The organism is Candidatus Hydrogenedentota bacterium, assembly GCA_019637335.1.
Classification (GTDB): domain Bacteria; phylum Hydrogenedentota; class Hydrogenedentia; order Hydrogenedentales; family JAEUWI01; genus JAEUWI01.
On record JAHBVV010000008.1, the window covers coordinates 114,002 to 136,496 of the forward strand.

Sequence of the window (22,495 nt, forward strand, 5' to 3'; positions counted from 1 at the left end):
CGTTGCCGGGCGTTGTGTGACCTGACCGGATTGGGCTGCTTTTCGCGGGGCTGTCTATTTTCAGCTTATGAGGGGTTTGGTGAGGTCCCAGGGGGCGCGGAGGGGCCGGTTGAGCATGGCGGCGGCTTCGGGGTCGTTGAGGATCTTCTCGTTATCCGGGTCCCAGTGGATTTCGCGTCCGGTGCGTATGGCGATGTCGCAGAGGTGGCAGATGGTGTCGGAGTGGAGGGCGGCCTCGAAGTGGCTCAGGGGCAGTTCTCCGGACCGCATGCAGGCGACGAGATCGCCGACGTGGTTGTCGGAGGCCCGGAACCGCATATCGGTATCCTTCAGCGTGATGGCGAGCAGTTTGGGGTCGCTGGCGTGGATGCCGGCGCGGTCGACGCTGATCCAACCTTCCGATCCGAAGAAGGTCGTCCCGTGGTCTTTCCAGGGGCGGTAGGCGCTCACGACGGGTTCGGCGACGCGGTGTCCCATGAGACGGATTTCGATGCCGTTGGCGTAGGCGCAACGGGCGTCCCAGGAGTCGATGGTGTCGTAGAGGCCCTGTGCTGGAATGCTGCCCGTGCCCGTATACTTCGCGGGGGCGGTGTGGTCGGTTCCGAGGCCCCACTGCACGATGTCGAGCGGGTGCGCGCCCCAGCCGGCGATGAATCCGAGCGCGTAATCGTAGATGTGGTAGGCGCCGAAGCAGGTGCATCGGTCGAGCGTGTAGGGCTTTTCCGGGGCGGGTCCGAGCCAGAGGTCGTAGTCGAAGCCATCGGGCACGGGGGCCGGCTCGGTGCTGCCGAATTGCGGAACATGGAAGGCTTCGTACTGGCTGGACATATCGGGGCACCAGGCCTCGACGCGTTGTATTTCGCCGAGGTATCCGTTTCGGACGAGTTCGCAGGCCTGCCGGAACTGTGGCGCGGAGCGCTGCTGGGTTCCGTACTGGAAGACGGCGCCGGACTCCTTCAGGGCGCGGCGGAGGTCCCAGGCCCAGTGCATGCTGACGCCGAGCGGTTTCTCGATGTACATGGCCTTGCCCGCGCGGGCGGCGGCGATGGCGATGGGGACGTGCCAGTGGTCGGGTGTGGCCACGATAACGCCATCGATGTCGTCGCGGCGCAGCACATCGCGGAAGTCGGTATAGGCCTCGGCGACCTGACCCTGATAGAAGGTGTTGAGCTTGTCGCGGGTGCTGTTGCGCCGGTCCGCGAAGCAATCGCACACGGCGATCACGCGGGCGTCCGTCAGCGGGGTGGCGTTGTTGAGCAGTCCGTTGCCGCGTCCGCCGGCGCCGATCAGCGCGAGATTCACGCGCTCGTTCGGCGCGGCCTGGCCGCGGGCGCGGGCGGGGAGAATCCATGGTGCGGCGGCGGCCGCGGCGCCCCACTTCAGGAAGCTCCGGCGGGATGGGCGGGACGTGATCATGTTGGTTCTCCCGGCGGTCCGGTTTGGAGGGCGGCCCGCGTCATGGTTGGGTATCGTCACTCTCGCGGCGGTATTCCGCGTCAGAATTCGATGTGGTGGTCCGCCGTACGGTTCCGGTGGCGGCCCATTCGGCGGCGCGCCGGAGGAGCGTGGCGAAGGCCTCGGGCTGCATGGCCTGAACGTGGTGGCCGAGCAGGAAATTGACGCAGCGCCCTTCGCCGTAGCCGCGCACCATAAGGATCGGTTCGTCTTTTCCGCTTCCACCGAATTCGGTGGACGAGTAGGCGGTGGCGAGGACGGCAGCGTCTTCGGGGAGGGGGACGCCGTGCCACAGTTCGTCGAAGGTCTCGAAGGGATCTATTCCCGCGGTAATTGGATGGGCGGCGCCGGTCGGTTTCACGGTAAAGTTGTGTTGTTTGCCGTGTCCCGTCGTATCGAGGTCCCAGGCGGTAATGACCAGTTGCTGGTATTCGGGCCAGTCGTAGAAGGAAGAGGAGCCCGCGTGGACGGACACGAATCCCTTGCCGCCGCGAACGAAGTCGAGGAAGGCCTTGCGCGTGGCTTCCTGCCAGTCCTTGACCGGGGCGTCGCCCCATGCGTTCCAGTTGCTTACGATGACATCCTGTTCGGCCAGCATGTCCGCGGTCATGGTCTCCGGCGCTTCCAGGACCGTGACGGCGAATTGTCCGCCGTGCTCGAGGATTTCGCGCAGCCGTGGGGTGGTTTCGCGCCAGTTGTGGTTGTTTTGTCCGCTGAGGATGAGGGCGCTCAGGGGCGCTGCTCCGGGCGCGGCGGCGAACCGGGAGGTGAGCGGAATCAGGTGGGCCGAAGGGGGGAGGGCGCCCGGGCGAGATCGCTTATGGATGGCTGCGATATGCCAGAGTTCCACGTTGCGCAGGCTGGAGAGCAGGTTGTATTTGTCCGGGTCCTGCTTGTAGTGGATGGGGCTGTATCCGAAACGGAAAGCGGGCTGGTATTGTTTCCGGAATGCGGCGCAGCGGTTCCCGATTTCCTCGATGACGGCTTCCCGTGAACCGGGATCGATCCCGTGGAATCGTTCAAGCGAGGCGAGCAGGGAAATCATTTCATCGGTTGGATGGTCCAGTATGGGTGCGCAGTCGCCCGGGTAAAGCGTGAGACACCGCCGAAGAGAGCGGAGGGCCAGAAAGACCTCCTCCGTGACCTCCCCCGGGGCGCCCCAGGGGAGCACTTCGCCGCCGAGGTAGATGGTGGGGACGAGCCCGTTGGCGACGACGACCTCGGGTATGCCGGAGAGGCGTTGGGCGCGCCGATCACCGTTGGAGGGGGGGCCGCCGAAGGGGTGGTAGTGCCCGAGGGCCACGAGGGGCCCGCACTCGCGCCAGAGCGCAACCTGGTCGCCCAGGAACGGGATTTCCTTGTGATCCAGCCAGTGGGCGAGATCGGGGGGAAGATCGCCGGGGAGGAAATCGTTCCACGTGCGAATCGGGGCGTGCACGAGGCGTCCGTCCGGGGCGCGCGCGATAGCGAAGAGCTTCCCGCCGCGGTCGTCGAGCAGATCCTCCAGCAGTTCGTCCTGGTAGCGATCGAATTGTGCGGCGGACACGAGAAAGGTGGCCAGGTCTTCCGCCGAGTCACCGTGGACGAGCGGCAAGAGCCTCGGCAGGCAGGTCTGGGCGAGGTATCCGTAGACGGCCACGGGATGGTTGGGTGCGAGGAGTGCGGGCAGGGCGGCGGCCATGAGGAGCGCGGCCAGCAGCACGCGGTGGCGGCGCAGCCAGGCGCCCGGCCTCCGGCGCTCCCGTTGTGTTGTGGCGCACCCGTGCCCGTTGTCCATGGATCAATCGCCCACGAGCGGCAGGAGGTGATCGATGCTTCGGGCCGCTTGTTCGATGGTGCCGCATTCGACCGACAGCACGATATCGCGCGGGGCCTTCCGGCACGACGCGATCACTTCGGCCCAGTCGATGACGCCATCGCCGCAGGCGCAGCCGACGGGGGTGCCGGTGACCTTGCCGCGCTCGACGTGCGACTGCTCGATGGAGATGTCCTTCGCGTGCAGGTGTACGAGGCGGTTCAAGACGCGTTCCAGCCAGGAGATCGGGTCCTCGCCGGAGAGGTAGCTGTTGCCGGTGTCGAAATTGATGCCGATGCAGGGTGAATCGACGAGGGCCTGGATACGGTCGAGGCCGTCCGGCGACTTGCTGTATTGCTGGTGCGGCTCGACGCCGATCAGGATGCCTCGAGGCTCCGCGACGGCGGCGGCTTCCTGGAGCACGTATCGCATGAGTACGTGATCTTCTTCTTCCGTGGTCCACCGGGGTTTGGGGCCTTCGTCCGTGTTGACGACGGGCGCGCCGCATTCCGCCGCGAAACGGATGGCCTGCTTCAGGTACTCGGTGCTGATTTCGGGCTTGCACAGGGGGGTGTGCGCGGAGAGTCCCGAGAGCCTTACACCGACGTTTTCGCAGGCTTTCTTCACGCGGTAGGGATCGTCGAGCATGGAGACGCTGTGGAAGTAGCCCGCTTCGCTCAGGAGTTCGCGTCCCCAGTGCACCATGGGCTCCACGAAGGTATAGCCGAGCGCGGCGGCCTTTTCGACGCCCCATTCGAAGGACTTGTCCGCGTGGCGGACGAATTCGAGATTGATGCCGATGCCTATCATGACTGTTGTACCTCCGTCCGCTTCCGTTTTATGCCACCGAGATGTTTTCCCACGCGACGCCGAATCGCCGCGCGGCGAATCCCGCTTCCTTCAGGTAATCGCCATAGGCCATGACCCAGTGGGAGTCACGGACTTCGTCGAGGAGCTTCTCCCAGGCCCCATCGACGCGCACGTCTTGCTGGGAGCGGCATATTTCGAGATAGGGATTGTCGATCACTGAGCCTCGGAGCCCGACCCAGCGCGGGTTTGCGTAGTCGGGGTTAATAAAGGAGAGTTCCTGTCCGAGCGGCATCTCGATCTTGGGGGCCGCGCCGAACTCGGACTCGTAGTGGGTCATCAGGTCGGTGGGTTCATAGCGTTCGCCGTTCATACGCCGTGGGCCGGTGCAATGCGCGCAGGTGACGACGCCGGCATGCGGGAAGGTGGAATTGTGCTGGAATACGGGCTTGCCCGCGATGTAGTAGAGGAGAATGCCGGTCGGAATAATCACGAAGTCCGATTCGCAGAAGGCTCCGAGGCCCTCGTCGTTCAGTAGGCTGAGCGTGAGGCAGGCCGTGGTGTCGGACATCGGCATGATGGTGCTCATGCATTGTTGGATCGTGAAGAGGGAGGCGCCGTGCTCTTCCATGAGGTCCTTGAAGACGCCGTAGAGCATGAAGGCATTGACGATGTAGTTCCGGCCGGTCGAGAGCGTGGTGCCCGGCGTGGCCAGGTAGGCGTCCGCCCATTGTTCCGATTGCCGCATGCAGCGGGCGTCCGCCAAGGCCGCCTGAATGCGCACGGCGAGGTCGTCGTAACTGACATCGAGGATTTCCATGCCGTAGCGATCGCGGGCGACCTGGGGGGCTTCCGGCGCGTACTTGCCCATGGGGCCGCCCACGGCGACGATGCGGGCGCCGCGGAGGTTGGCCACGGCGTAGAGGGCGCGCAGGCGCCAGGCGAGGTCCGCCAGGTTGTCCACGACGACGTCGTCCACGGAGAGGAGGCGGTCGCCGGTTGGGGCGGGCTGGGCGGCGGCCTCGGCCGCGGGCCGGAGGTAGCGGGTGCTGAGCGCCTCGTACCAGTAGTATGCCGGGCCGGAGCGGTGGCGGGTGAAGATGACCGTGTTTTGATCGGGAATACAGGCGCGGAGCATTTCGCCGGAGCCGGTCGCGGGATAGACGACCGTGGCGTCGCGCGGGGTGGATGCGAGGGCTTGGGCCTCTTCCACGGTCTTGACGCGGGCGACCGGCAGGATTTCGAGGGGTACGGCGTGTTGGCTCTGGATACGCTGCAATTCCGCGGCGATACGCGCCACTTCCTCGTTGGCGGCGCTGTCGGTCTGGACGCCGCCCCAGGATTTCCAGGAGGTCTTTTCGCGCGGGGTGGGCGTGCGGTACATCAGGACGGGAAGGACGCGGAGCGGACGCGCGGGCATGGCGAAGGGGCGTCCGGGGTCCCACCGGTCATCCGCCCAGGCGGGCGGTGCGGCGGCGGCCGAGAACCCGAGGGTGCTTGCGGCCACGAGGCCGGAACTGGTTCCCAGAAACTGGCGGCGGCTCAGATGTGCGCAACACATACCTGTTCAACCTCCGCGCGGGCCTGAACAGCCGGGCCATAGCCTGGCGGCGTTCCACCGGCTTGCTGGTGTACGTAACCTGCGTTGTACCAGGCAGTTCCACCCGCGCTTGTCGCGTTGGCGATCTGTTTGGAATTCCGTGTGGCGTTGTACTTCTGTCAAGGGTGGTGCATTTAGCGTGCCAGAACAGGAGCGGGGTGAGGGTGAAGCAGCGCGGTGGTATCGCCGGCGGGGATGAGGGGCCGCGCGTGGCGCTTCAGGGGGTGGTTTCCGCGTGGAGCGCGTAGAGGGTCCGGAGGGTGGTCACGTAGAGCACACCATTTGCGGCGACGGGCGTGCAGGCGACCGGCGCATCCAGCTGGACGGTGGCGAGCAGTTCCTTCGCCGGCGCCGCTTGGAGGATGACGAAGTCGCCACCGTGGGAACCCACGTACACTTTCCCGTCCGCGACGAGGGGCGAACCCCAGATTTCGCGCTTCAGTTTGTGGGTCCAGTGTGGGGCTCCGGTCTCCGCATCGAGGCAGTGAAGCAGGCCGGCGCAGTCCGTGATGAAGAGGAGGCCGTCGGCGATAGCCGGTGTGGAGCAGCAATGGTGCGCCATGGGATAGGACCACCGTTCGCCGGTGGAAGTAATGTCGCCCTTCCCGGCGGCGTCAATGCACTTGAGCCAGGACTGTTGTTTTCCCCACCAGATGTCACCGCCCCCGGCGACGTAGATTCGGTCCTGATGGAACACCGGCATGCCCTTGATGTTGCTCGGGCTGACCTCGCGGTTATTGAGGTAGCCGTGTATGTTTTCCTTTGGTGCGTCCGGATCGATGTCGAAGCGCCAGACCAGGTTCAGGGGCTGAATTGTTTCCGGGACGGCGTTCGGATCGAGGGCCTCAAAGGCGTAGCAGACGCCATCACCGCCGCCGAAGAACACCAGGCGCTTGCCGTCCACGGCGCCTATGGCGGGGGAGGACCAGGTGGCGTGGACCGTTCGCGGTCCCATCATTTCGACATCGCGCGCCACCACCCGCCCCGTGGTTTTCTCCAGCACGATCAGGCTGGGGGCATCCGGGCTGCGAATCACCTGGTGGGTATTGTCGACGCCGTTTCCCGTATTGAGATAGAGGTAGGGGCCATCCAGCAGGATCGAAGCGTAGGCGGAGTCGTGGGGGTAGACGCCGAGCTCGGCCGGCATGTCGAGCAGCCAGAGAATGTCGGCGTCTGTTGGGGTGATCGGCATCGGGGCTTCGCCGGCGGGGACCATATGGGCGCCTTCGTCATACCAGGGTCCGTCGTTCCCGTTCGCCTGGCCGTTCAGGTCGAGGCAGACCACTTCGAATCGGTTCGTCACGGTATACACGCGGTCGCCTTCGACCGTGGGCGGCGACGACATGCTGATCATCGGCCAGTCCTTGTACTTGTCGTCCGCGAGGCGCGGCACGACGAGTTGCCAGCGGAGGCTGCCGTCGGATTCGTCCAGGCAGAGCAGGATGCCGCGGTCGCCCTTGTGGCGCGGATCGCGGGGCACGATGTTGTTGGCTCCCAGTAGCACGTTTCCATTTGCGATGACGGCGGGGGCGTAGCTGTGATTGCCGAGGTCCACGGTCCATTTGACGTTGTGGCCTGTTTCGGGGTCGAACGAGGCCGGGAGCCCGGTTTCCGCGGAAACCATGTTGCGCGTGTGGCGTTCGGCCCATTGCGGCTGATCGGCGGCGCGCGCGGTCGAGAATGAAGGCGAGAGCAGAAGCGCGATTGCGATGGCGCACCGACCGTGGCGGCGTGCGTACATGACGGGAACTCCCGCGGCGGATCGCCGCAATTGCAGCCCGGCTACATGCGCCGGGTATTGCGCCGAAAGCAGCTTTCCATGGTGCATATGGCGCAGCCGTAGGCGCGTTTTTTTGCGCGCTCTCCGATGCCGACCACGCCGCTGACCGATTTCTCGGGCTGCATCAACGCGGATTCGGTGAGCGTGATGCCGCAGAAGTCTTCGGGCAGTAGCGCAAAGAACTGGTGCTGTTCGGAGACGCTCCAGCCGCAGTAACCGGGGCTGTAGCGGTTGGTGGTGTGCATGTCGTGGGCCTCGGCCCAGGCGATGATCTTTTCCTCGATCCAGTCGGCGGCCTTTTCGACCAGTTCCGAGCCGAGCGCATCGACGAAGAAGGCGTGAATGTGCGCCTGATCGGCCATGAGGTCGCGGGTCCAGCGGGTGATGCCGGGTCCGGCGGTGACGGCGAAGAAGGCGAGGGTGTCGACGCCGCGCAGGGGGCCGGCGATAATGCGCCCGGTATCGAACCACGCGCCTTCGACAGAGAAACCGTCCCGTTCAATCGAAACGCTTTCGGGCGGGAACACGCGGAAGCCGCCCTGGACCGCCGCGTGTTGCGGGGCCCCGGCGGCGAGCCCGTCCAGGTCTTCGCCGAAGGGGGCGGCGCTTGCGCCCTCGGTGTAGCCCATGCCGCGGGCGATCGCGTCTCCGGTCAGCCCGAGGGGCGCGCAGGGGATCTCGAAGTGATACGTGATGGGTTCGACGAGCAGCGGGTTTCCGTGCATGGGTGCGACACTCCCGGCATGCGTTCGTCCGGCGGGGCGGCGGGCCTCGCGGGGCGGCAGGCCGCTATGAGCTTCGGGCGGCGAGGAATCCAAGCGCCGATTGCGGGTCTCTGGAGTAGTGATCCGCGCCAATTTTTTCGCAGTAGTCCTGGGTCAACGGCGCCCCGCCCACGAGGACCTTGGTTTCGGGGTGCTTTTCCTTGATCGTGCGGACAATCGACGCCATATTCGCCATGGTGGTGGTGAGGAGGGCGCTCAGGCCGACCACGCAGCCGGGGTGCGCTTCGATCGTCTCGAGGAACTTCTCCGCGCTGACGTCCACGCCCAAATCGATGACTTCCCAGCCGCCGCCCTCGACGATCATGGCGACGAGGTTCTTGCCGATGTCGTGGAGGTCGCCCTGCACGGTGCCGATGACGAAGGTGCCCTTGTGGCGCGTGATCCCGGCCTCGAAGAAGGGTTTGAGGTGCGCCATGCCGGCGTTCATCGCGCGCGCGGCCATGAGTAGATCCGGGACGAAGGCCTCGCCCTTGCCGAATTTCTCGCCGATGCGGCTCATGCCGGTCATCAGGCCTTCCTGGAGCAAATCGTTCGGGTCGATTCCCTCGGCAAGCGCCTGGGCGGTCAATTCATCCGCGCCGTCCTCGCCTTTGAGATCGGGCGGGTAGGGGGCGTCCCGGTTGACCTTCCCCCGTTCCGTACAGAGCGCAATTCTTTCAAGCAACGAAGCCATGGTGCAGTCTCTCCCGTGGCAGGGGCGCCGTGGCGTTGCGCGGCGGCGCGCGCCTGCCGAACCTGGACGCGTTGTTGCGTCTTTACCTGAATGATACTCCGTGGCGTGGCCGTTGCGCCAGCTTTGATTTAGGCTTTAGGCGGCAGGGACGGCAGGGACGGCAGGGACGGTGGATTGGGGATGGGTACAGGCACCCGCGATTCGGGGGGGGCTGTGGGCGCTTTCGCGGCTGGGCTGGTTTTGTCGCGGGAGCCAGTCCCCGGGGGGGCGCTTTCGCGGCTGGGCTGGTTTTGTCGCGGGAGCCAGTCCCCGGCTTGCGTTCCTTGGCATTGTAATGCGGGCGATAGTGTAGTACGATGGACTGGCCGGGTGCGGTTCGGGGGAACCGCCGGGCGATGAGGGGAATTGCATCATGGGGAAAGACACCGCGCAGCGGTATACGGAGCGGCTCAACCGTTACGTGACCGCCCTTCGCAATGGCCGGCCCGATTGTGTGCCGATCCGCCCGTTTGCGGCGGAGTTTACCGCGACCTACGCCGGGATGTCCTGTCAGGACGTCACGCATGATTACGACCTGGCGTTCCGGGCGATGCGGCGCTGCGCCGCGGATTTCGACTGGGATGCCGTGCCCGCGAGCATGGTGTATGTGTGGACCGGGCTGACGCAGGCGATCGGGCTTCGCTATTACGCCACGCCGGGGCTTGAAATTCCCGCGAACACGGCGTTTCAGTTCCTGGAGCCGCCCGATGGCGAGGCCTTCATGAAGGCCGACGAGTACGACGCGCTGATCGCCGATCCGACGGGCTTCCTGTTGTACGTGTGGCTGCCCCGGGTTGCGCGGGATGTGCGCGCGCCGGGCGCGCCCTGCACGGCGGCGAACAACCTGTCGTTCCTGAAGGGCGGCATGGCCATGCTGTCGTACTTCAATGCGTTTCCGGGCGCGATAGAACAACTCAAGACGGAATGCGGCACGGTATCGGCCATATCGGGCATATTCAAGGCGCCGCTGGACATTATCGGGGACAAGCTTCGGGGATACATGGGCCTGACCATGGACCTGCTGGAGCAGCCCGAGAAGGTGCTGGAGGCCTGCCGCGCGCTCATGCCGCACCTGCTGCATGTGGCCCTGACCACGGCGGACCCGGACAAGAACGTGCCGGTGGGGTTCTGGCTCCACCGCGCCGGCGTGCCGTTTGTGAAGCGGGAGCACTTCGACACGATCAACTGGCCCACGTTGAAGCCGATCATCGAGGCGCTCTGGGCGCATGGCCACCAGACCATGTTCTATGCCGAGGGAAACTGGGACGCGCACCTCGAGGCCTTTGCGGAATTGCCGGACCGCAGCATTCTTTACCACGTGGATCGCGGCGACATCGTCAAGGCGCACGAGGTTCTGGGCCGGAAGTTCTGCCTCAGCGGCGGCATTCCGAACGCGCTGCTGGCCTACGGGACGCCCCACGAGGTGGAGGCGCATTGCAAGGCGATTATCGACGCTGTGGCGGGGGAGGGGGGCTACATCATGGACGCGAGCGCGATTATTCAGAACGACGCGCGCGTGGAAAACATGCGGGCCATGACCGATTTTACGCGGTCGTATGGCGTGTACTCGGCCACCGGATCGTATACCGTGCCCGAGAATCCGGCGCTGAACCCGCCGATCAGCATTGCGGAGGCGATGGCGCGGATTCCGGGGGGAACGGTTCCCGCGGGCGCCTGCGATCCGTGGTCGCGGAAGCGCGAAGAATTCGACCGGATCCAGGGGGACGAGAAGACCTTCGAACGGATCTGGGACAACATCGACGCGCTGGCGAACATGTACGTCTGGCAGTGTCTGCTTTCATTTTGAGGGGGCCTGGAGCGCCGCGAAGATGACGGGTCGTGAACGGGTGCTAACGCTGCTGGCTGGCGAACAGCCGGATTCTCTGCCGCTGATGCCGATCACGATGATGTTCGCGGCGGATCACGCGGGGGTGCGCTATCGCGAATACGCCACGGATCACCGGGTGCTCGTGGAGGCGCAATTGCGCGTGGCGGAGGCCTACGACTTCGACCAGGTCTCATGTATCTCCGATCCGGGACGCGAGGCGGCCGATTGCGGGGCGACGGTGGTCTATTTTGACGATCAGCCGCCGGCTATTGACGAGTCGCACGCGCGGCTGGCGAACCGGGCCGACCTGGCCGGGCTCGCGATGCCCGATCCGCTCGGGGGCGGGCGCATGCATGATCGGGTGCTCGCGGCGGCGCTGTTCCGGGAGCGCGCCGGGGACGACAAGCTGATCGAGGGCTGGGTCGAGGGGCCTTGCGCGGAAGGCGCGGATCTCCGCGGGATCAACGCGCTGATGGTGGACTTCTACGACGACCCCGTGTTTGTGCACGACCTGTTCGCCTTCAACGTCGAGATGGGAATCGCGTTCGCGAAGGCCCAGGTGGAGGCGGGCGTTGATATCATCGGCGTGGGAGACGCCGCCGCGTCGCTTGTGGGCCCGCATATCTACGAGGAATTCGTCTTCCCGTATGAGAAGCGGCTGGTGGACGGGATCCGCGCGCTCGGATCGCGCGTCCGCCTGCACATTTGCGGCAACACGTCGTCGATACTGCATGGGATGGGGCGGCTTGGCTGCGAAATTGTGGATCTGGATTATCCCGCGTCGCTGTCCGCCGCGCGCCAGGCGATGGGGCCGCGCCAGGTGCTGCTGGGGAATATGAACCCGGTGGCGGTGCTGAAGAACGGCACGGTGGACGAGGTGGCGGCGTGCATCGCCGAGTGCCATCGGGACGCGGGGGATCCGTATATCGCCGGGGCCGGCTGCGAGATACCGCGCGGGACGCCGCCGGAGAACGTGCACGCGCTGCGGGAGTATGCGCGCGCGCAGCGGTTTGGGTGAAGGGGATGCGATCGGGGGCGGATCAACGCGGCCCCGGGGTCTTGACAAACCTTGAACTTCAAGGTATAGTGCTCTCAGAACAAGGAGCGCCGTACCATGACGTCCAACAAAGAGCTTATCGGCGCCAGCACGCGCCTGCTCATCCTCTCCGTGCTCGCGCGCGAGGCCAACTACGGCTACGCCATCATCCGCGCCATCAATAAGGAGGCCGAGGGGCTCTTCACCTGGCAGGAGGGCACCGTCTACCCCATCCTCCACAAGCTGGAGAAAGAGGGCCTCGTCCGCACCCAATGGCAGGAAGCCGACACCGGCCGCAAGCGGAAGTACTACTACATCACGGCCAAAGGCCGGGAGGGCCTCGCCGAAGGCACGAAGGAGTGGACCGGCTTCCACAGGCTCATCACCGCGCTGGGGGATAGCGGCCATGGCTGAGACGACCGTAAAGAAGACTTGGGCACGCGCGCAAAGGATCTTTGACATTCCGTCCTGCGGCGGACCTGCGAACTGTCCGAGGCAGCGACTGTTCCAATACCAACAGGCATTGCGAACTTGTGAAGAAGTCGGAAATCTCGTCATCCCCACGAAAGTGGGGATCCAGACACGCTGTGGGGTGCACTTCACATATGCACTGGATTCCCACTTTCGTGGGAATGACGTTGTTTACTCTATAGTTGCGCTACATATCCTGGGGGCCTTCTGCAAATGGCGCGACTTCTGCCTCGGACAGGAATGTCCAAGATCCTTTTCGGCGCGAGTCGTTGGGCACTTCTGCAACTTCAAGCGGCATGTGGGTACATCAACAGAAACAAAAATCACGAGGGCAACATCATGAACACCCCGCTCAACGACGACACCCAGCAAAAAGCCCGCGAGCTGGCCCGCCAGATTACCGTGGCCCACGACCTCGACCCGGAGATCCAGGAAGAGCTCTACGGGCACATCGAGGACAAGCTACTGGCCTACAAGAGCGGCGAGGAGCGGGTTTCGGATGAGGATGCGTTTATCCTGGTGCGCGAGCACTTTGGGAACACGGCGACCCTGAAGGGGTTGTTCCAGGACGTTCATCGGGGGATGGTGGAACGAAGTATGCTTCGCAGACTCTTGGTGGCGGCGATCACCACGTTGATATATGTTCAGGGCGTGGCATGGCTGGCCCACGTTATGGATCTGCTGTTCGGTAGCGCGAACGCGAACCGCCTTCCCTGGGGCTATACCTCCATGGCGGTCGCGGCTCTCGCCTGTCTCCTGCCATGCGTCTGTTTTGTGCGTTGGAAGCGCCGGATGCGCCGGGGTGAGCCCGTCTGGTTTTTCCGATGGTCAACGCCGGCACTGGCGGCCATGGCATTGGGGCTCTTTGCGGCAGGCCTTGTCTTGCCTGGTTTCTGGGCGCCGTTGCGCAAAGTATTCGAGATCCCTTATACGCTTCATCTCGTCTTGTTGCACAGCTTTCCACCGCATACCCGGATGGACTACGCGATCTATCCGGTAGCTTTCATCGCAATCAATGCCCTGCTATTGGCCATCCTGGTTTGGGGTTGTATGCGTATCGGGTCCGCACGACCGGAGCACGGGACGGAAGGTGGCACTTCCCGTTGGATGCGCGTGACCTGGCTTTGGTTGGCCCTGGCGCTTCTCGTCTTCGCGGATTTCGTTGTACTTGGCCGCATCGCGGCCAACGACACGAACGGCAGTACGATGGTTGTCAAGACGCTTTTTCTCGCGTGCGCGCTGGGGAGCGTTGTTCCGCTGGCGTTCTGCGCGTCCTGGGTCTGGTGGTGCGATACGCCGCCGAGGCTAACGCGAAATACGGCGAAGGTGGCGCTAGTCTGGGGGGGATTTGTGGGCTTGTACAACGCGCTGCCAACCCTGAAGGCGGGGTTGGCGCTGGGGAAGGACGCATGGGCGCTCGGTGCGGGCACTACGTGGTTCAAGCTCAATGTCCCGGGAACGGATATGTGGCTTTATCTCGGCAGGTCCCCGCACGATCTGTTGTACGAAGTATCGTTGTTGCCGACTCTGACGGCTTTTGCCGTGTTTTTTGCGGTGACCGTGACGCTCACCTATCGTATTCTCGATCGAAAACGCGAAGTCGCCGTTGCAGGGGAGTAGCGAATGGTGGAAGGTTTCCTGATATACCCGAATCGACCGAAACCGGCCTCCATTCCCGCGGAGAAATGACAAGAGCCAGATATTCGCGCCTTCGGCGCGATGCAGGCGAGCCGCCTGCGCTCCCAGCGGTTGCCGATACTATTCTAAAGTAAACTATTACACTGGCGTCCCGAGGCCATCGGTCCGGCCAGCAGCAAATACAGGGGCACACCATCATGCATGAGCCGCTCGAAGATTCGACCCAAGCCAAAGCCCGCGAGCTGGCCCGCCAGATTACCGTGGCCCACGATCTCGACCCGGAGATCCAGGAAGAGCTGTATGGGCATATCGAGGACAAGATGCTGGCCTATAAGAGCGGCGAGGAGCGGGTTTCGGACGAGGACGCCTTCATCCTCGTGCGCGAGCACTTTGGGGATGCGAAGGTGATTCGCGGGCTGCTGCGGGAGGTGCATGCGGGGGCGGTGACACTTTCACTCGGACGGCGGATCGGCGCTGCCTGCATCATCACGCTGGCCGTAGCTTGGTTGTGTCGCCTGCTTGCGTTACCGTGTCAGGGAATAGCGCGCGCCCTGGTTGGTGACGGTGAGTTTTCGAGTGCGAACGGCGCTCTGGCATTCATGCTGTACTATGCGCCCTTGCCGATCTTTCCCCTCGGCGTTGCTTTGGTGTTCCTATACTGGCGTAAGCGGGAGGATGCGGGCAATTCCCTTTGGTTCCACCGGTGGCGGGTTCGCACGTTTTTCCAGACGGGCGCCCTGCTCATGACCGCGACTCACATTACGCCCGCCTTTGAGCAACTGCCGTTTCATGCCCTTGCCGATGAACTCGCGGAGATCGAGCTCGGCGAGGCCCATACCATTGTGGTGACATGGGTGCTTTTCTGTTGGCTGTGTGTGTCCTGGCTCTGGTGGTGCGATGTGAGCCTGCGCCGTCCGGGTGGCGCCTTATATTGCCTAGCGGGCTGGATGGGGATGATGATGCTTGTGCGTCACGTACCCCTTCAAGTGGCGCTATATGCCGCAGGGGATTCGGGCATCGGCGCGAATACGGCCGGCCAGTTCACGCTGTTCGGTATGCCCTACCGTTGGTCCTTTCAGCTCGAGTCAGTAACCTCCATCATGCACAATCTTTCGCGAGATTTCCTGCTTGTTCTGCTGATCGGGATAAGCAGTCTCCTTCTCTACGCGCTCTACGCGGTAGAGACACATTTTCGAGTCTTCACAAGAGCGAACGCGGAATACCCGCGCCCGGTCACGGGGCCTCAAATCACCGGTATATGCTTCTTATCGACGATGACGCTTTGGACACTCTTCAGGGACCAGCCGTGGACCAAGGCTGTTATGTTGGCGGTATTGGTCGCCTCAATTTCGCTCGCAACGTTTGCCGTCATAAACCTGGTCCACGTACCTCGCGCAAGCGCGAGCGGGATCCCGTCCCGTGCGCGCGCGCTGCGGCACACGGCCAACGGGTTCCTATGTCTGGCGCTCCTTTTCCCGCTTTACCATCACGATTCGGATTCAACCGCGGATGGCATCGAAAGATCCGCATTTCTTGCCGGGACCGCGGTGGCTATTCTTTGGATTGTCGCCTCCGCACTCACAAGCTGGTGGAAGTATCTTGTTTCAAATCAGGGACGCGATGCTCTCGTTCGAGAATGATTCGAGCGCAGTCTGGCCGCCGCCATTGTATTTGTGGCATTTGTGGACGGGATCGTATCGAAGGTCGGTGGGGGACCATCGAACTTGGTTGAGCGGGACCGGGGGTATTGTTACCGCCATGGCAAGATTGCGTGGCGGGAATACCACGGCGCACTTCGACAAGGGGTCGAACAAAACCCCGAGGAGCCTGCGCAAGGATTGGCCCATGGCGGATGGTGACTTTGCCTGTCACGCGATTGACGAGCGATCGCCGCAAGTTTCTATATAGAATGGCAATCCTGTAGGATGGTGGGTATAGACATCATCTTCCAACACTACGGGCACAGGGGCACGAGGTATGGACCGGCCGCACGCTAACGAATCGGCGCATCATCCTTATGAATCGATTCCGAATCCTTCCTCCCATTTCCTCACCCGACGCATCCTCGTTGCGGCGATCACCACCCTGATCTGCGTGCAGGTCGCGGCGTGGTCAACCCATGGAATCGCCACGCTTTGCGGCCTTTCGAGATGGGACCGCGAACTACTTCCCCTCTTCGTGTTGTTTCCCACCAGCCTGGCCTTTGGGGCGTCGGCGGCGCTCTTCTCACGCTGGGCCGCGCGCATGGACCGGGGCGGACGAGTCTGGTTTTCCTCGTGGAGCACGGTCTCGCTGTTCTTTTGTTGCGCCCTGCTGCTCGCAACGGGTACGGTTGTCCCCGGCCCCTGGGATCTCCTCCGGTCGGTATTCCATATCCCCCAGTCATTCCAATTCTTCTGGACCTTCGGTTTTCTATCTTCCGGCGTAGCCCGGTGGGGCTGGACGGTCCTGGTGACGCTGCTCGTGCTGAATTATTCTATACTGGGCTTGTTCTGGCTCGCTTTCCGTCGCGCCCGACGTAAGCCTGGATCTCTTCCAACCTCCGTTGGCGCCTTTGCAGCACTGGCACTGCTCTGGTCCTCACCCGCCTTGCTCTACGTCATTGAAGTGGTGGCGCTACGCTATTGGTCGGGAATGGGCGACCAGCGGCACGAACTTGCGGAGGTTCTCCGGACACTTCCGGTGCAGGTAGCCACTATCGCGGTCGCGCTGCTCGCTTGTTGTTCCTGGGTGCAGTGGTGTGGCGCGGCGCGTTCTGGTCGGGGCACGATCAAGGTCGCGGCGGCCTGGGGCGCGCTCGTACTCACGCACCTGGCGCTGCCCTCGATTGGGGTTTACCTGGCTGCGACCAAAATGGCGGATTGGTCGCCCTACAGCAGGGCTTTTTTTCAGTGGCCCGTCGCGAACACCGATTCAGCGTTATACCTCGTGCTCATGCAGAATTTGGAACAGGGGCTTTTCTGGGCGCCGATCGGCCTGGTTTTCATCGTGTTTCTCGTTGCAATCGTCGTCCTGACCGTTGAAACCACCCGTCAAAAACCTTGAAACCCGAATCGCCGAACGCGCACGATCTGGTACACCGGGCGAGGGCGGCCGTGCGAACCGAGATGAAGGCCCTGCGACGCACACCCCTGACGTTCGGGACTGTCCCATTCCCAGCCATGATTCAGCGGGCCGGCGCCCCGCCCCAACCCCGGCCAGGCATGTTCCAGCGCGCCATTCAAATACGCCTTCGCGCTTTCGATGGCCGCCTTGAGTTCCAGGCCCTAGTCGAGTTGGGTGGTATCTGGCGGGCGGGTTGGCCAGCGGCCGCCCCGCCCGCGCGTGAAGGAACCGTATTGATAAGCGCTACCGATCGGTGGCGGTTTCCTCGAATATTATCTTGCGGTCGAATTCCGCCCAGACGGTGTAGCTGATTTCCTCGACTTTCTTGAAGTACGCGGGGGTCAGGTTGCCGTGTTCCGCGATTGCGTCCTGAATATGGCCGGCGATTCGCTTTTCATACTCCGGCTTCAGCCTCAGTGTGACGGCGCGATCCTGGTAGGAAAACTCGGCGGCGACGGCGGGTTGGTCTACCGCGGGTGCCTCGATGAGGTTCTGGCCGAGGGTGCTTCCCAGCCCGACCTGGAGCCCGTCGATCATGCACGCCAGGGGCTGTTTTGTACCGGTCAGGGATTTGACGGACACGGCGCGCATGGGGGCGTCGAGGATTTCCCGTGCGCGTACGGCCATCTTGGCGCCCAGCAGCGTGTAGATGCCGATGTGCTGGTGTACTTCGTGGGTGAGCACGACGGCGGACCATTCCTCGCTTCCGTAGCGCCCGGGGACGCCGTTTCGCGCGAGCTCCGCGGTTGGCCCGCGGTAGAAGTCCTCCGTTTCGGGCAGGCTCTGGATAATGGTCATGGGGCGGCTGGCGCCGGCGCTGTCGGGCGCGTGTCCGGGGTGGCCTTGCAGCGCGATCAGCGCCGCGATCAGAATGTGCATGGTTTTACTCCTTAATGTTCATCCGAGGCCGAAGTGGCCGATGGTCCGTGGAAGCCCGTAGTTGTTTTCCTCATCGGAGACGACGGGGAATCGCTCGGGGTACTTGATGAAGGCGGCGTGCCCGTCCATGTAGAGTACGTTGCACCCGCCGGGCAGGTGGTTGTACACAATGCCGCCTGCGGCCATCGCGGCGTCTCGAAAGTTGCCGAAGGTATCGAAAAGAACCACCATGCCGCTCTGGGCGACGGCGCTTGCGCCGGGGTTGTTGATGTCGGTGATGGCGAATCGTTCGACGCCTTCTCTGAGTCGCAGCACGGTATTGCCGCCGGCGAAGCCGGTACCCAGGATCGCGACCCACGGGAGCTTGGTGGCCAGCGCCAGGTCCCCGTCCCAGTTCTTGGGGGTGACGGGCGCGGCGAGCGGCGCTACCCCGGCGATGGCGCCCGCTGGGATAACCGGTCCGGAGGCGGGGGCGGTTCCGGCGCCGTTCACAAGCCCGTAGAACTCCTGAATGTTGGTCATGGCGTAGCCCTGGTACCAGTAGGAGCGGCCCAGGCAGGCCGAGCGGAAGTAGTCCTCGCTCAGCCGGTCCTTAGCCGCTTCGGCCGCGGCGATATGGGCTTCGATCGCGCCGTCGGGCAGGCGGGCGGCGATCATGGCGCCAGTCCCATCGGCGCCGGTGTCCGAGGGGCACTTGGTTGCGGCGAGATCCGTAAGGTATTCCGGGTAGACCTTTTCCGCGTGTGGCGCGGCGAAGATGGGCACGCCGTTGGGGTTGGCGTAGGGGGCCATGGGCGGGAACTTCCCCCCCTCGCTTTCGTTGGCGTACATCTTGAATATTAAGCCCAGTTGCTTGAGGTTGTTCTGGCAGCTTGCGCGCCGGGCCGCCTCCCGCGCCCGCGCCAGCGCGGGCAGCAGGATGGCGGCGAGTATGCCGATGATGGCGATAACGACCAGCAGTTCGATCAGGGTGAATCCGTGTCTGTGTAGACGTATCATGTTTCGTTCCTCGGGAGTGCCGGGCAGGCGAGTCCAGACGCCCGCCTTGCCGCGTATTCGCGCGTGGCGGGGCGGATCGCGGGCGCCGTGGCGCCGCGCCCGGAAGTGAGATGGGAAGAAGTGAAGCTAGAGGACGGCAATCCCGAGAGGCGGTGCGCGCGCCCGCCAAGCGCCGGAGAATTCCCGGCCTGGCGCTCCCTCGCCATGCAAGATGGCGGTTTGCAGGCCTGGCGGAAATCCCGGCGGGGGGATCGGGCCCGCTTCCAGCGCGGCGGAGGCCGCCGCGCAGTAATAGGTGGCTTCGTGCTCTTGCGGCGCGCCGTCCGGCGTCGCGGGTTTTCCGCCGCGGCCTTTTTCCTTCTCCTCCGTGTGGCAGGCTTGCGGGAGATGGCGGACGGGGATCGTGATCGTGTAGCCGCCATCGGGCGATGGTGTCTTGGGAAGGGGGCTCCGGCGCGCGCCGCCGAGATGGGCGTGCGTATGGCGGTGTTCGGCGCCATGACGGTGAAGCAGGTTTGCCGTGTCCGATGAATGGGAGTGTGCTATGCCGCCGGAAGCATGGCTGTGGTGCGCCCCGCCGTGCTGGTGTGGCGCGTTCGCGGCGGGGAATGCGGAGAGAACGCGGAGGGCCAACGCGGCTGCCATAGCGAACAGGGCCGCGGCTTTTGTAAGCGCGAGTCCCGAACGGAGAATAGCGGAATCCGTATCGGTTGGTCGCAGCTTGGCCAGCAGGCGAAGCACGGTGCGTCGAAATCCCCGGCGGCGCGTAGCTGGAAGGCGGGGTTGCGGGGAATCCGCGGCCCGCGCGACCGTCGCGCCTGGAAACAGTGTATCAATTGCGGGGGCGGACGCGCAACGCGTGAATGCGGTTTCTCTTCGGCTTATTGCACGGGCGTCACGGAAAACGGCGCTGCGGTAGCCTGGGAATACTTGGATAATGTCTCTTTTGGCTTTGCGTCACCCGTAGCGGATCGGAAAGGCCTTTCTGATTGATCCGCAATCAGCGCATAGCCGAGACGACTGTCCTACGTTGCGCACCGAGATTCAATCCTTGTCGGGTGTAGCAAGGCGTCCTGATCGGCTGTTCAGCCGGGTTGGAAGGCTTATCTCGCGCCGGGGTCGGCGTCCATCCAGCCGTGATTCAACGGTCCGGTCCCTTTGCCGAGGCCGGGCCAGGCGTGTTGGAGGGCGCCGTTCAGGTAGAGCTTGGCGCTTTCTATGGCGGCCTTGAGTTCGATGCCCTGTCCGAGGCGGGTGGCGATGGCGGAGGCGAGGGTGCAGCCGGTGCCGTGGCCGCCGGCGGTCTGGATGCGTGGGGCGCGGAATTCGGTCCATTCGGCGCCGTCGAAGAGGTAGTCGACGACCTCGTCGCCTTCGCGGTGGCCGCCCTTGATGAGGACGGCGTTTCCGCCGAGATCGTGGATGATGTGGCCGGCGGCTTCGAGGCTTTGCTGGTCGGTGATGCGGAGGCCGGTGAGGGCTTCGGCTTCGGGGAGGTTGGGGGTGATGAGCGCGGAGCGCGCGAGGAGGCCGGTGATGATGGACTCCTGGGCCTCTTCGTCGATCAGGCGGGCGCCGCTGGTGGCGACCATGACGGGGTCGAGGACGAGCGGGATGCCGGCTCCGCGCTCGTCGAGCACTTCGGCGATGGCGTCGATAATGCGGCTGTTGAGGAGCATGCCGGTCTTGATCGCGTCGACGCCGGGGTCGTCGAGGACGGCTTCGAGTTGCTGGGCGACCATGGCGGCGGGGATGGCGTGTACGCCGAAGACGCCGAGGGTGTTTTGCGCGGTGATGGCGGTGAGGGCGGACATGCCGTAGCCGCCGAGGGCCTGGATGGTCTTGAGGTCGGCCTGGATGCCGGCTCCGCCGCTGGAGTCGCTTCCGGCGATGGTGAGGATGCGCGCGGGCAGGTTCATGTGAGTACTCCCGCGACACAGGCGGTGCAGAAGCAGGCCAGGGTGCCGGCGATGAAGGCTTTGAGGCTGAGGCCCGCGACTTCCGCGCGCCGTTCGGGGATCATGCCGTCGAGGCCGCCGATGAGGATGCCGAGGCTGCCGGGATTGGCGAAGCCGCAGAGGGCGTAGGTGGCGATGGTCTGCGCGCGGGGGCTGAGGGCGCCCTCGGCAATGAGGGGCTGCATGTTCTGGTAGGCCAGGAACTCGTTGAAGACGGACTTGGTCGCCAGGAGCTCCGAGACGGTTCCGATGTCGGCCCAGGGGACGCCCATGATAAAGGCGAAGGGCCGGAAGGCCCAGCCGAGAATGGCGGTGACGGTCATTCCGGTGAGGGCGGTGGCGGCGAGGTCGACGAGGTAGATCAGGCCGACGAAGACCATGATGAGGGCGGCGACATTCAGCGCCATATTGAGCCCGTTCTGCGCGCCGCGCGCGGCGGCGTCGAAGATGTTGCGGCTTTCCACGGGCAGGATGATGCGCTCGGCGCCCGAGGTCTGCGGCGTCCCTGTTTCGGGCACGAGCAGCTTCGCCATGACGAGGCCGGCCGGCGCGCTCATGAGGGAGGCGGCGAGGAGGTGTCCCGGCTCCGCGCCGAAGCCCGCGTAGGCCACCATGACGCTGGCGGCGATGGTGGCCAGGAAGCCGGTCATGAGGGTGAAGATTTCCGAGCGGGTCATGCCCTTGAGGTAGCCGCCGAGCGCGCTGACGGATTCGATGCCGAGGAAGATGAGCAGCGCGGCCCCGAATGTTTCGGCGCCGGAGGTCTTCAGGGTGCGGCGCATGACCCAGGCAATGCCCTGGATGACCCACTGGACGACGCCGAGGTGGAGAAGCATGGCGGAGAGGCCGGCGACAAAGATGATGACGGGGAGGACCTGAAAGGCGATGACCCCGGCGATGAGGAAGGGGCCCTCCGACTGGGGGGCGCCCTCGGGGCCGATGCTGAGGCGATCCACGAAGAAGACCTGGTTGAGGTTGCCGAAGACGAAGCCGCCGCCTTCCGCGCTGGCGCGGGTGAGGATGTCGAAGCCCGCCTTGACCCACTGGAAGAACACGACGCCGGCCTGGGTGTGCATGACGAGCAGGCCCAGGGCGAATTGCAGGCCCATGCCCCACGCCACAAGCCGCCAGGAGACGGCCCGGCGGTTTTCGGAGAGGGCCCAGGCCAGCGCGACGAGTAGCGCGAGGCCGGCCAGGCTGATGCAACGCAGGTAGAGGGTGTCCATGGGGTTCCCAGCGGTTCTTACGCCCCGATTCTGGCTTCTATGTAGCAGTATGGGCGGGCGCAATGCAATTCGGGGGTGGTTGCCGCGACGCGGAGGGTGGGAAATCGACCCGTTTGGACGAAAAAATGGGTCCCGTCGCCGGATCCGGCGGATCGGGACCCGAAAACGCCGCACCCAGGCGGGATCCGGCGTCAACGCAAGGCGCACGGTCAGGGTAGCAGCTTGAGGTGTATTTTGTGTGTTGGTGCAGATTTAGTTGGATCAAAATACCATATGTTGTGTTTTGGTAAGGCTGAATCATGGGCGGGGCGTGGGTGGGTAGTCGCCGCCGCAGAAAAAAATTCCACTACAATCTGTATGGTGTGGAGCCGTGGGAGCAACGACCCGTAGTGGGTGTTCTGCGGGCGATTTGGTAGCGGCC

Annotated in this window: 18 protein-coding genes; 6 read left to right on the forward strand and 12 right to left on the reverse strand. The window is 64.2% G+C overall.

Annotation, left to right across the window (positions count from 1 at the left end):
• Positions 1-60 precede the first annotated feature (60 nt).
• The 7 genes from KF886_11275 to KF886_11305 all read right to left on the reverse strand — a co-directional run bounded on the left by KF886_11275 (position 61) and on the right by KF886_11305 (position 8,895).
• Complete coding sequence (locus tag KF886_11275; GenBank protein MBX3177935.1) at positions 61-1,416, reverse strand: Gfo/Idh/MocA family oxidoreductase; 1,356 nt, start codon at positions 1,414-1,416, stop codon at positions 61-63.
• Positions 1,417-1,456: 40 nt separating this feature from the next.
• Positions 1,457-3,232 carry a ThuA domain-containing protein gene (locus tag KF886_11280; protein MBX3177936.1) on the reverse strand — a complete coding sequence of 592 codons (1,776 nt, stop codon included), beginning with the start codon at positions 3,230-3,232 and terminating at the stop codon, positions 1,457-1,459.
• A 3-nt stretch (positions 3,233-3,235) separates the two neighbouring features.
• Positions 3,236-4,060, reverse strand: coding sequence for a sugar phosphate isomerase/epimerase (locus KF886_11285; protein ID MBX3177937.1), 825 nt, complete (start codon positions 4,058-4,060; stop codon positions 3,236-3,238).
• 28 nt (positions 4,061-4,088) lie between these two features.
• Positions 4,089-5,618, reverse strand: a complete 1,530-nt coding sequence (locus tag KF886_11290; protein ID MBX3177938.1) for a sugar isomerase — start codon at positions 5,616-5,618, stop codon at positions 4,089-4,091.
• Between the two features lie 256 nt (positions 5,619-5,874).
• Positions 5,875-7,398, reverse strand: a complete 1,524-nt coding sequence (locus KF886_11295; protein ID MBX3177939.1) for a PQQ-binding-like beta-propeller repeat protein — start codon at positions 7,396-7,398, stop codon at positions 5,875-5,877.
• Positions 7,399-7,439: 41 nt separating this feature from the next.
• On the reverse strand, positions 7,440-8,162 hold the full coding sequence (locus tag KF886_11300; GenBank protein MBX3177940.1) for a hypothetical protein: 723 nt from the start codon (positions 8,160-8,162) through the stop codon (positions 7,440-7,442).
• A gap of 64 nt (positions 8,163-8,226) precedes the next feature.
• On the reverse strand, positions 8,227-8,895 hold the full coding sequence (locus KF886_11305; GenBank protein MBX3177941.1) for a corrinoid protein: 669 nt from the start codon (positions 8,893-8,895) through the stop codon (positions 8,227-8,229).
• 412 nt (positions 8,896-9,307) lie between these two features.
• On the opposite strand from KF886_11305, the gene KF886_11310 reads away from it, so the two are divergent.
• The 6 genes from KF886_11310 to KF886_11335 all read left to right on the forward strand — a co-directional run bounded on the left by KF886_11310 (position 9,308) and on the right by KF886_11335 (position 16,952).
• Complete coding sequence (locus tag KF886_11310) at positions 9,308-10,741, forward strand: hypothetical protein (protein MBX3177942.1); 1,434 nt, start codon at positions 9,308-9,310, stop codon at positions 10,739-10,741.
• Between the two features lie 22 nt (positions 10,742-10,763).
• Positions 10,764-11,780, forward strand: coding sequence for a uroporphyrinogen decarboxylase family protein (locus KF886_11315; protein ID MBX3177943.1), 1,017 nt, complete (start codon positions 10,764-10,766; stop codon positions 11,778-11,780).
• 96 nt (positions 11,781-11,876) lie between these two features.
• Positions 11,877-12,212, forward strand: a complete 336-nt coding sequence (locus KF886_11320) for a PadR family transcriptional regulator (protein MBX3177944.1) — start codon at positions 11,877-11,879, stop codon at positions 12,210-12,212.
• A 297-nt stretch (positions 12,213-12,509) separates the two neighbouring features.
• Complete coding sequence (locus tag KF886_11325; GenBank protein MBX3177945.1) at positions 12,510-13,889, forward strand: hypothetical protein; 1,380 nt, start codon at positions 12,510-12,512, stop codon at positions 13,887-13,889.
• 215 nt (positions 13,890-14,104) lie between these two features.
• Positions 14,105-15,547, forward strand: a complete 1,443-nt coding sequence (locus KF886_11330; GenBank protein MBX3177946.1) for a hypothetical protein — start codon at positions 14,105-14,107, stop codon at positions 15,545-15,547.
• A gap of 337 nt (positions 15,548-15,884) precedes the next feature.
• Complete coding sequence (locus KF886_11335; protein MBX3177947.1) at positions 15,885-16,952, forward strand: hypothetical protein; 1,068 nt, start codon at positions 15,885-15,887, stop codon at positions 16,950-16,952.
• 303 nt (positions 16,953-17,255) lie between these two features.
• On the opposite strand, the gene KF886_11340 is transcribed toward KF886_11335, so the two are convergent.
• From KF886_11340 to KF886_11360, 5 genes are all read right to left on the reverse strand, one after another.
• Complete coding sequence (locus tag KF886_11340; protein MBX3177948.1) at positions 17,256-17,891, reverse strand: hypothetical protein; 636 nt, start codon at positions 17,889-17,891, stop codon at positions 17,256-17,258.
• A gap of 18 nt (positions 17,892-17,909) precedes the next feature.
• Positions 17,910-18,890, reverse strand: coding sequence for a DUF1559 domain-containing protein (locus tag KF886_11345; protein ID MBX3177949.1), 981 nt, complete (start codon positions 18,888-18,890; stop codon positions 17,910-17,912).
• 126 nt (positions 18,891-19,016) lie between these two features.
• A complete protein-coding gene (locus tag KF886_11350; protein ID MBX3177950.1) occupies positions 19,017-19,631 on the reverse strand; it encodes a hypothetical protein in 615 nt (204 codons plus the stop codon).
• Positions 19,632-19,993: 362 nt separating this feature from the next.
• The gene (gene thiD / locus KF886_11355; protein MBX3177951.1) at positions 19,994-20,809 is read right to left on the reverse strand and encodes a bifunctional hydroxymethylpyrimidine kinase/phosphomethylpyrimidine kinase; all 816 of its coding nucleotides are present in this window, start codon (positions 20,807-20,809) and stop codon (positions 19,994-19,996) included.
• Positions 20,806-22,074, reverse strand: coding sequence for a NupC/NupG family nucleoside CNT transporter (locus KF886_11360; GenBank protein MBX3177952.1), 1,269 nt, complete (start codon positions 22,072-22,074; stop codon positions 20,806-20,808). Before KF886_11360 ends, thiD begins: the two co-directional genes overlap by 4 nt.
• Between the last annotated feature and the right edge of the window lie 421 nt (positions 22,075-22,495).

Bases quoted from the DNA above. Each gene is read 5' to 3' on its own strand.
- thiD (MBX3177951.1), bottom strand. From the start codon at position 20,809: ATGAACCTGCCCGCGCGCATCCTCACCATCGCCGGAAGCGACTCCAGC.
- KF886_11340 (MBX3177948.1), bottom strand. From the start codon at position 17,891: ATGCACATTCTGATCGCGGCGCTGATCGCGCTGCAAGGCCACCCCGGA.
- KF886_11300 (MBX3177940.1), bottom strand. From the start codon at position 8,162: ATGCACGGAAACCCGCTGCTCGTCGAACCCATCACGTATCACTTCGAG.
- KF886_11335 (MBX3177947.1), top strand. From the start codon at position 15,885: ATGGACCGGCCGCACGCTAACGAATCGGCGCATCATCCTTATGAATCG.
- KF886_11345 (MBX3177949.1), bottom strand. From the start codon at position 18,890: ATGATACGTCTACACAGACACGGATTCACCCTGATCGAACTGCTGGTC.
- KF886_11290 (MBX3177938.1), bottom strand. From the start codon at position 5,618: ATGTGTTGCGCACATCTGAGCCGCCGCCAGTTTCTGGGAACCAGTTCC.
- KF886_11325 (MBX3177945.1), top strand. From the start codon at position 12,510: ATGTCCAAGATCCTTTTCGGCGCGAGTCGTTGGGCACTTCTGCAACTT.
- KF886_11310 (MBX3177942.1), top strand. From the start codon at position 9,308: ATGGGGAAAGACACCGCGCAGCGGTATACGGAGCGGCTCAACCGTTAC.
- KF886_11280 (MBX3177936.1), bottom strand. From the start codon at position 3,232: ATGGACAACGGGCACGGGTGCGCCACAACACAACGGGAGCGCCGGAGG.
- KF886_11360 (MBX3177952.1), bottom strand. From the start codon at position 22,074: ATGGACACCCTCTACCTGCGTTGCATCAGCCTGGCCGGCCTCGCGCTA.
- KF886_11275 (MBX3177935.1), bottom strand. From the start codon at position 1,416: ATGATCACGTCCCGCCCATCCCGCCGGAGCTTCCTGAAGTGGGGCGCC.
- KF886_11295 (MBX3177939.1), bottom strand. From the start codon at position 7,398: ATGTACGCACGCCGCCACGGTCGGTGCGCCATCGCAATCGCGCTTCTG.
- KF886_11285 (MBX3177937.1), bottom strand. From the start codon at position 4,060: ATGATAGGCATCGGCATCAATCTCGAATTCGTCCGCCACGCGGACAAG.
- KF886_11330 (MBX3177946.1), top strand. From the start codon at position 14,105: ATGCATGAGCCGCTCGAAGATTCGACCCAAGCCAAAGCCCGCGAGCTG.
- KF886_11320 (MBX3177944.1), top strand. From the start codon at position 11,877: ATGACGTCCAACAAAGAGCTTATCGGCGCCAGCACGCGCCTGCTCATC.
- KF886_11305 (MBX3177941.1), bottom strand. From the start codon at position 8,895: ATGGCTTCGTTGCTTGAAAGAATTGCGCTCTGTACGGAACGGGGGAAG.
- KF886_11315 (MBX3177943.1), top strand. From the start codon at position 10,764: ATGACGGGTCGTGAACGGGTGCTAACGCTGCTGGCTGGCGAACAGCCG.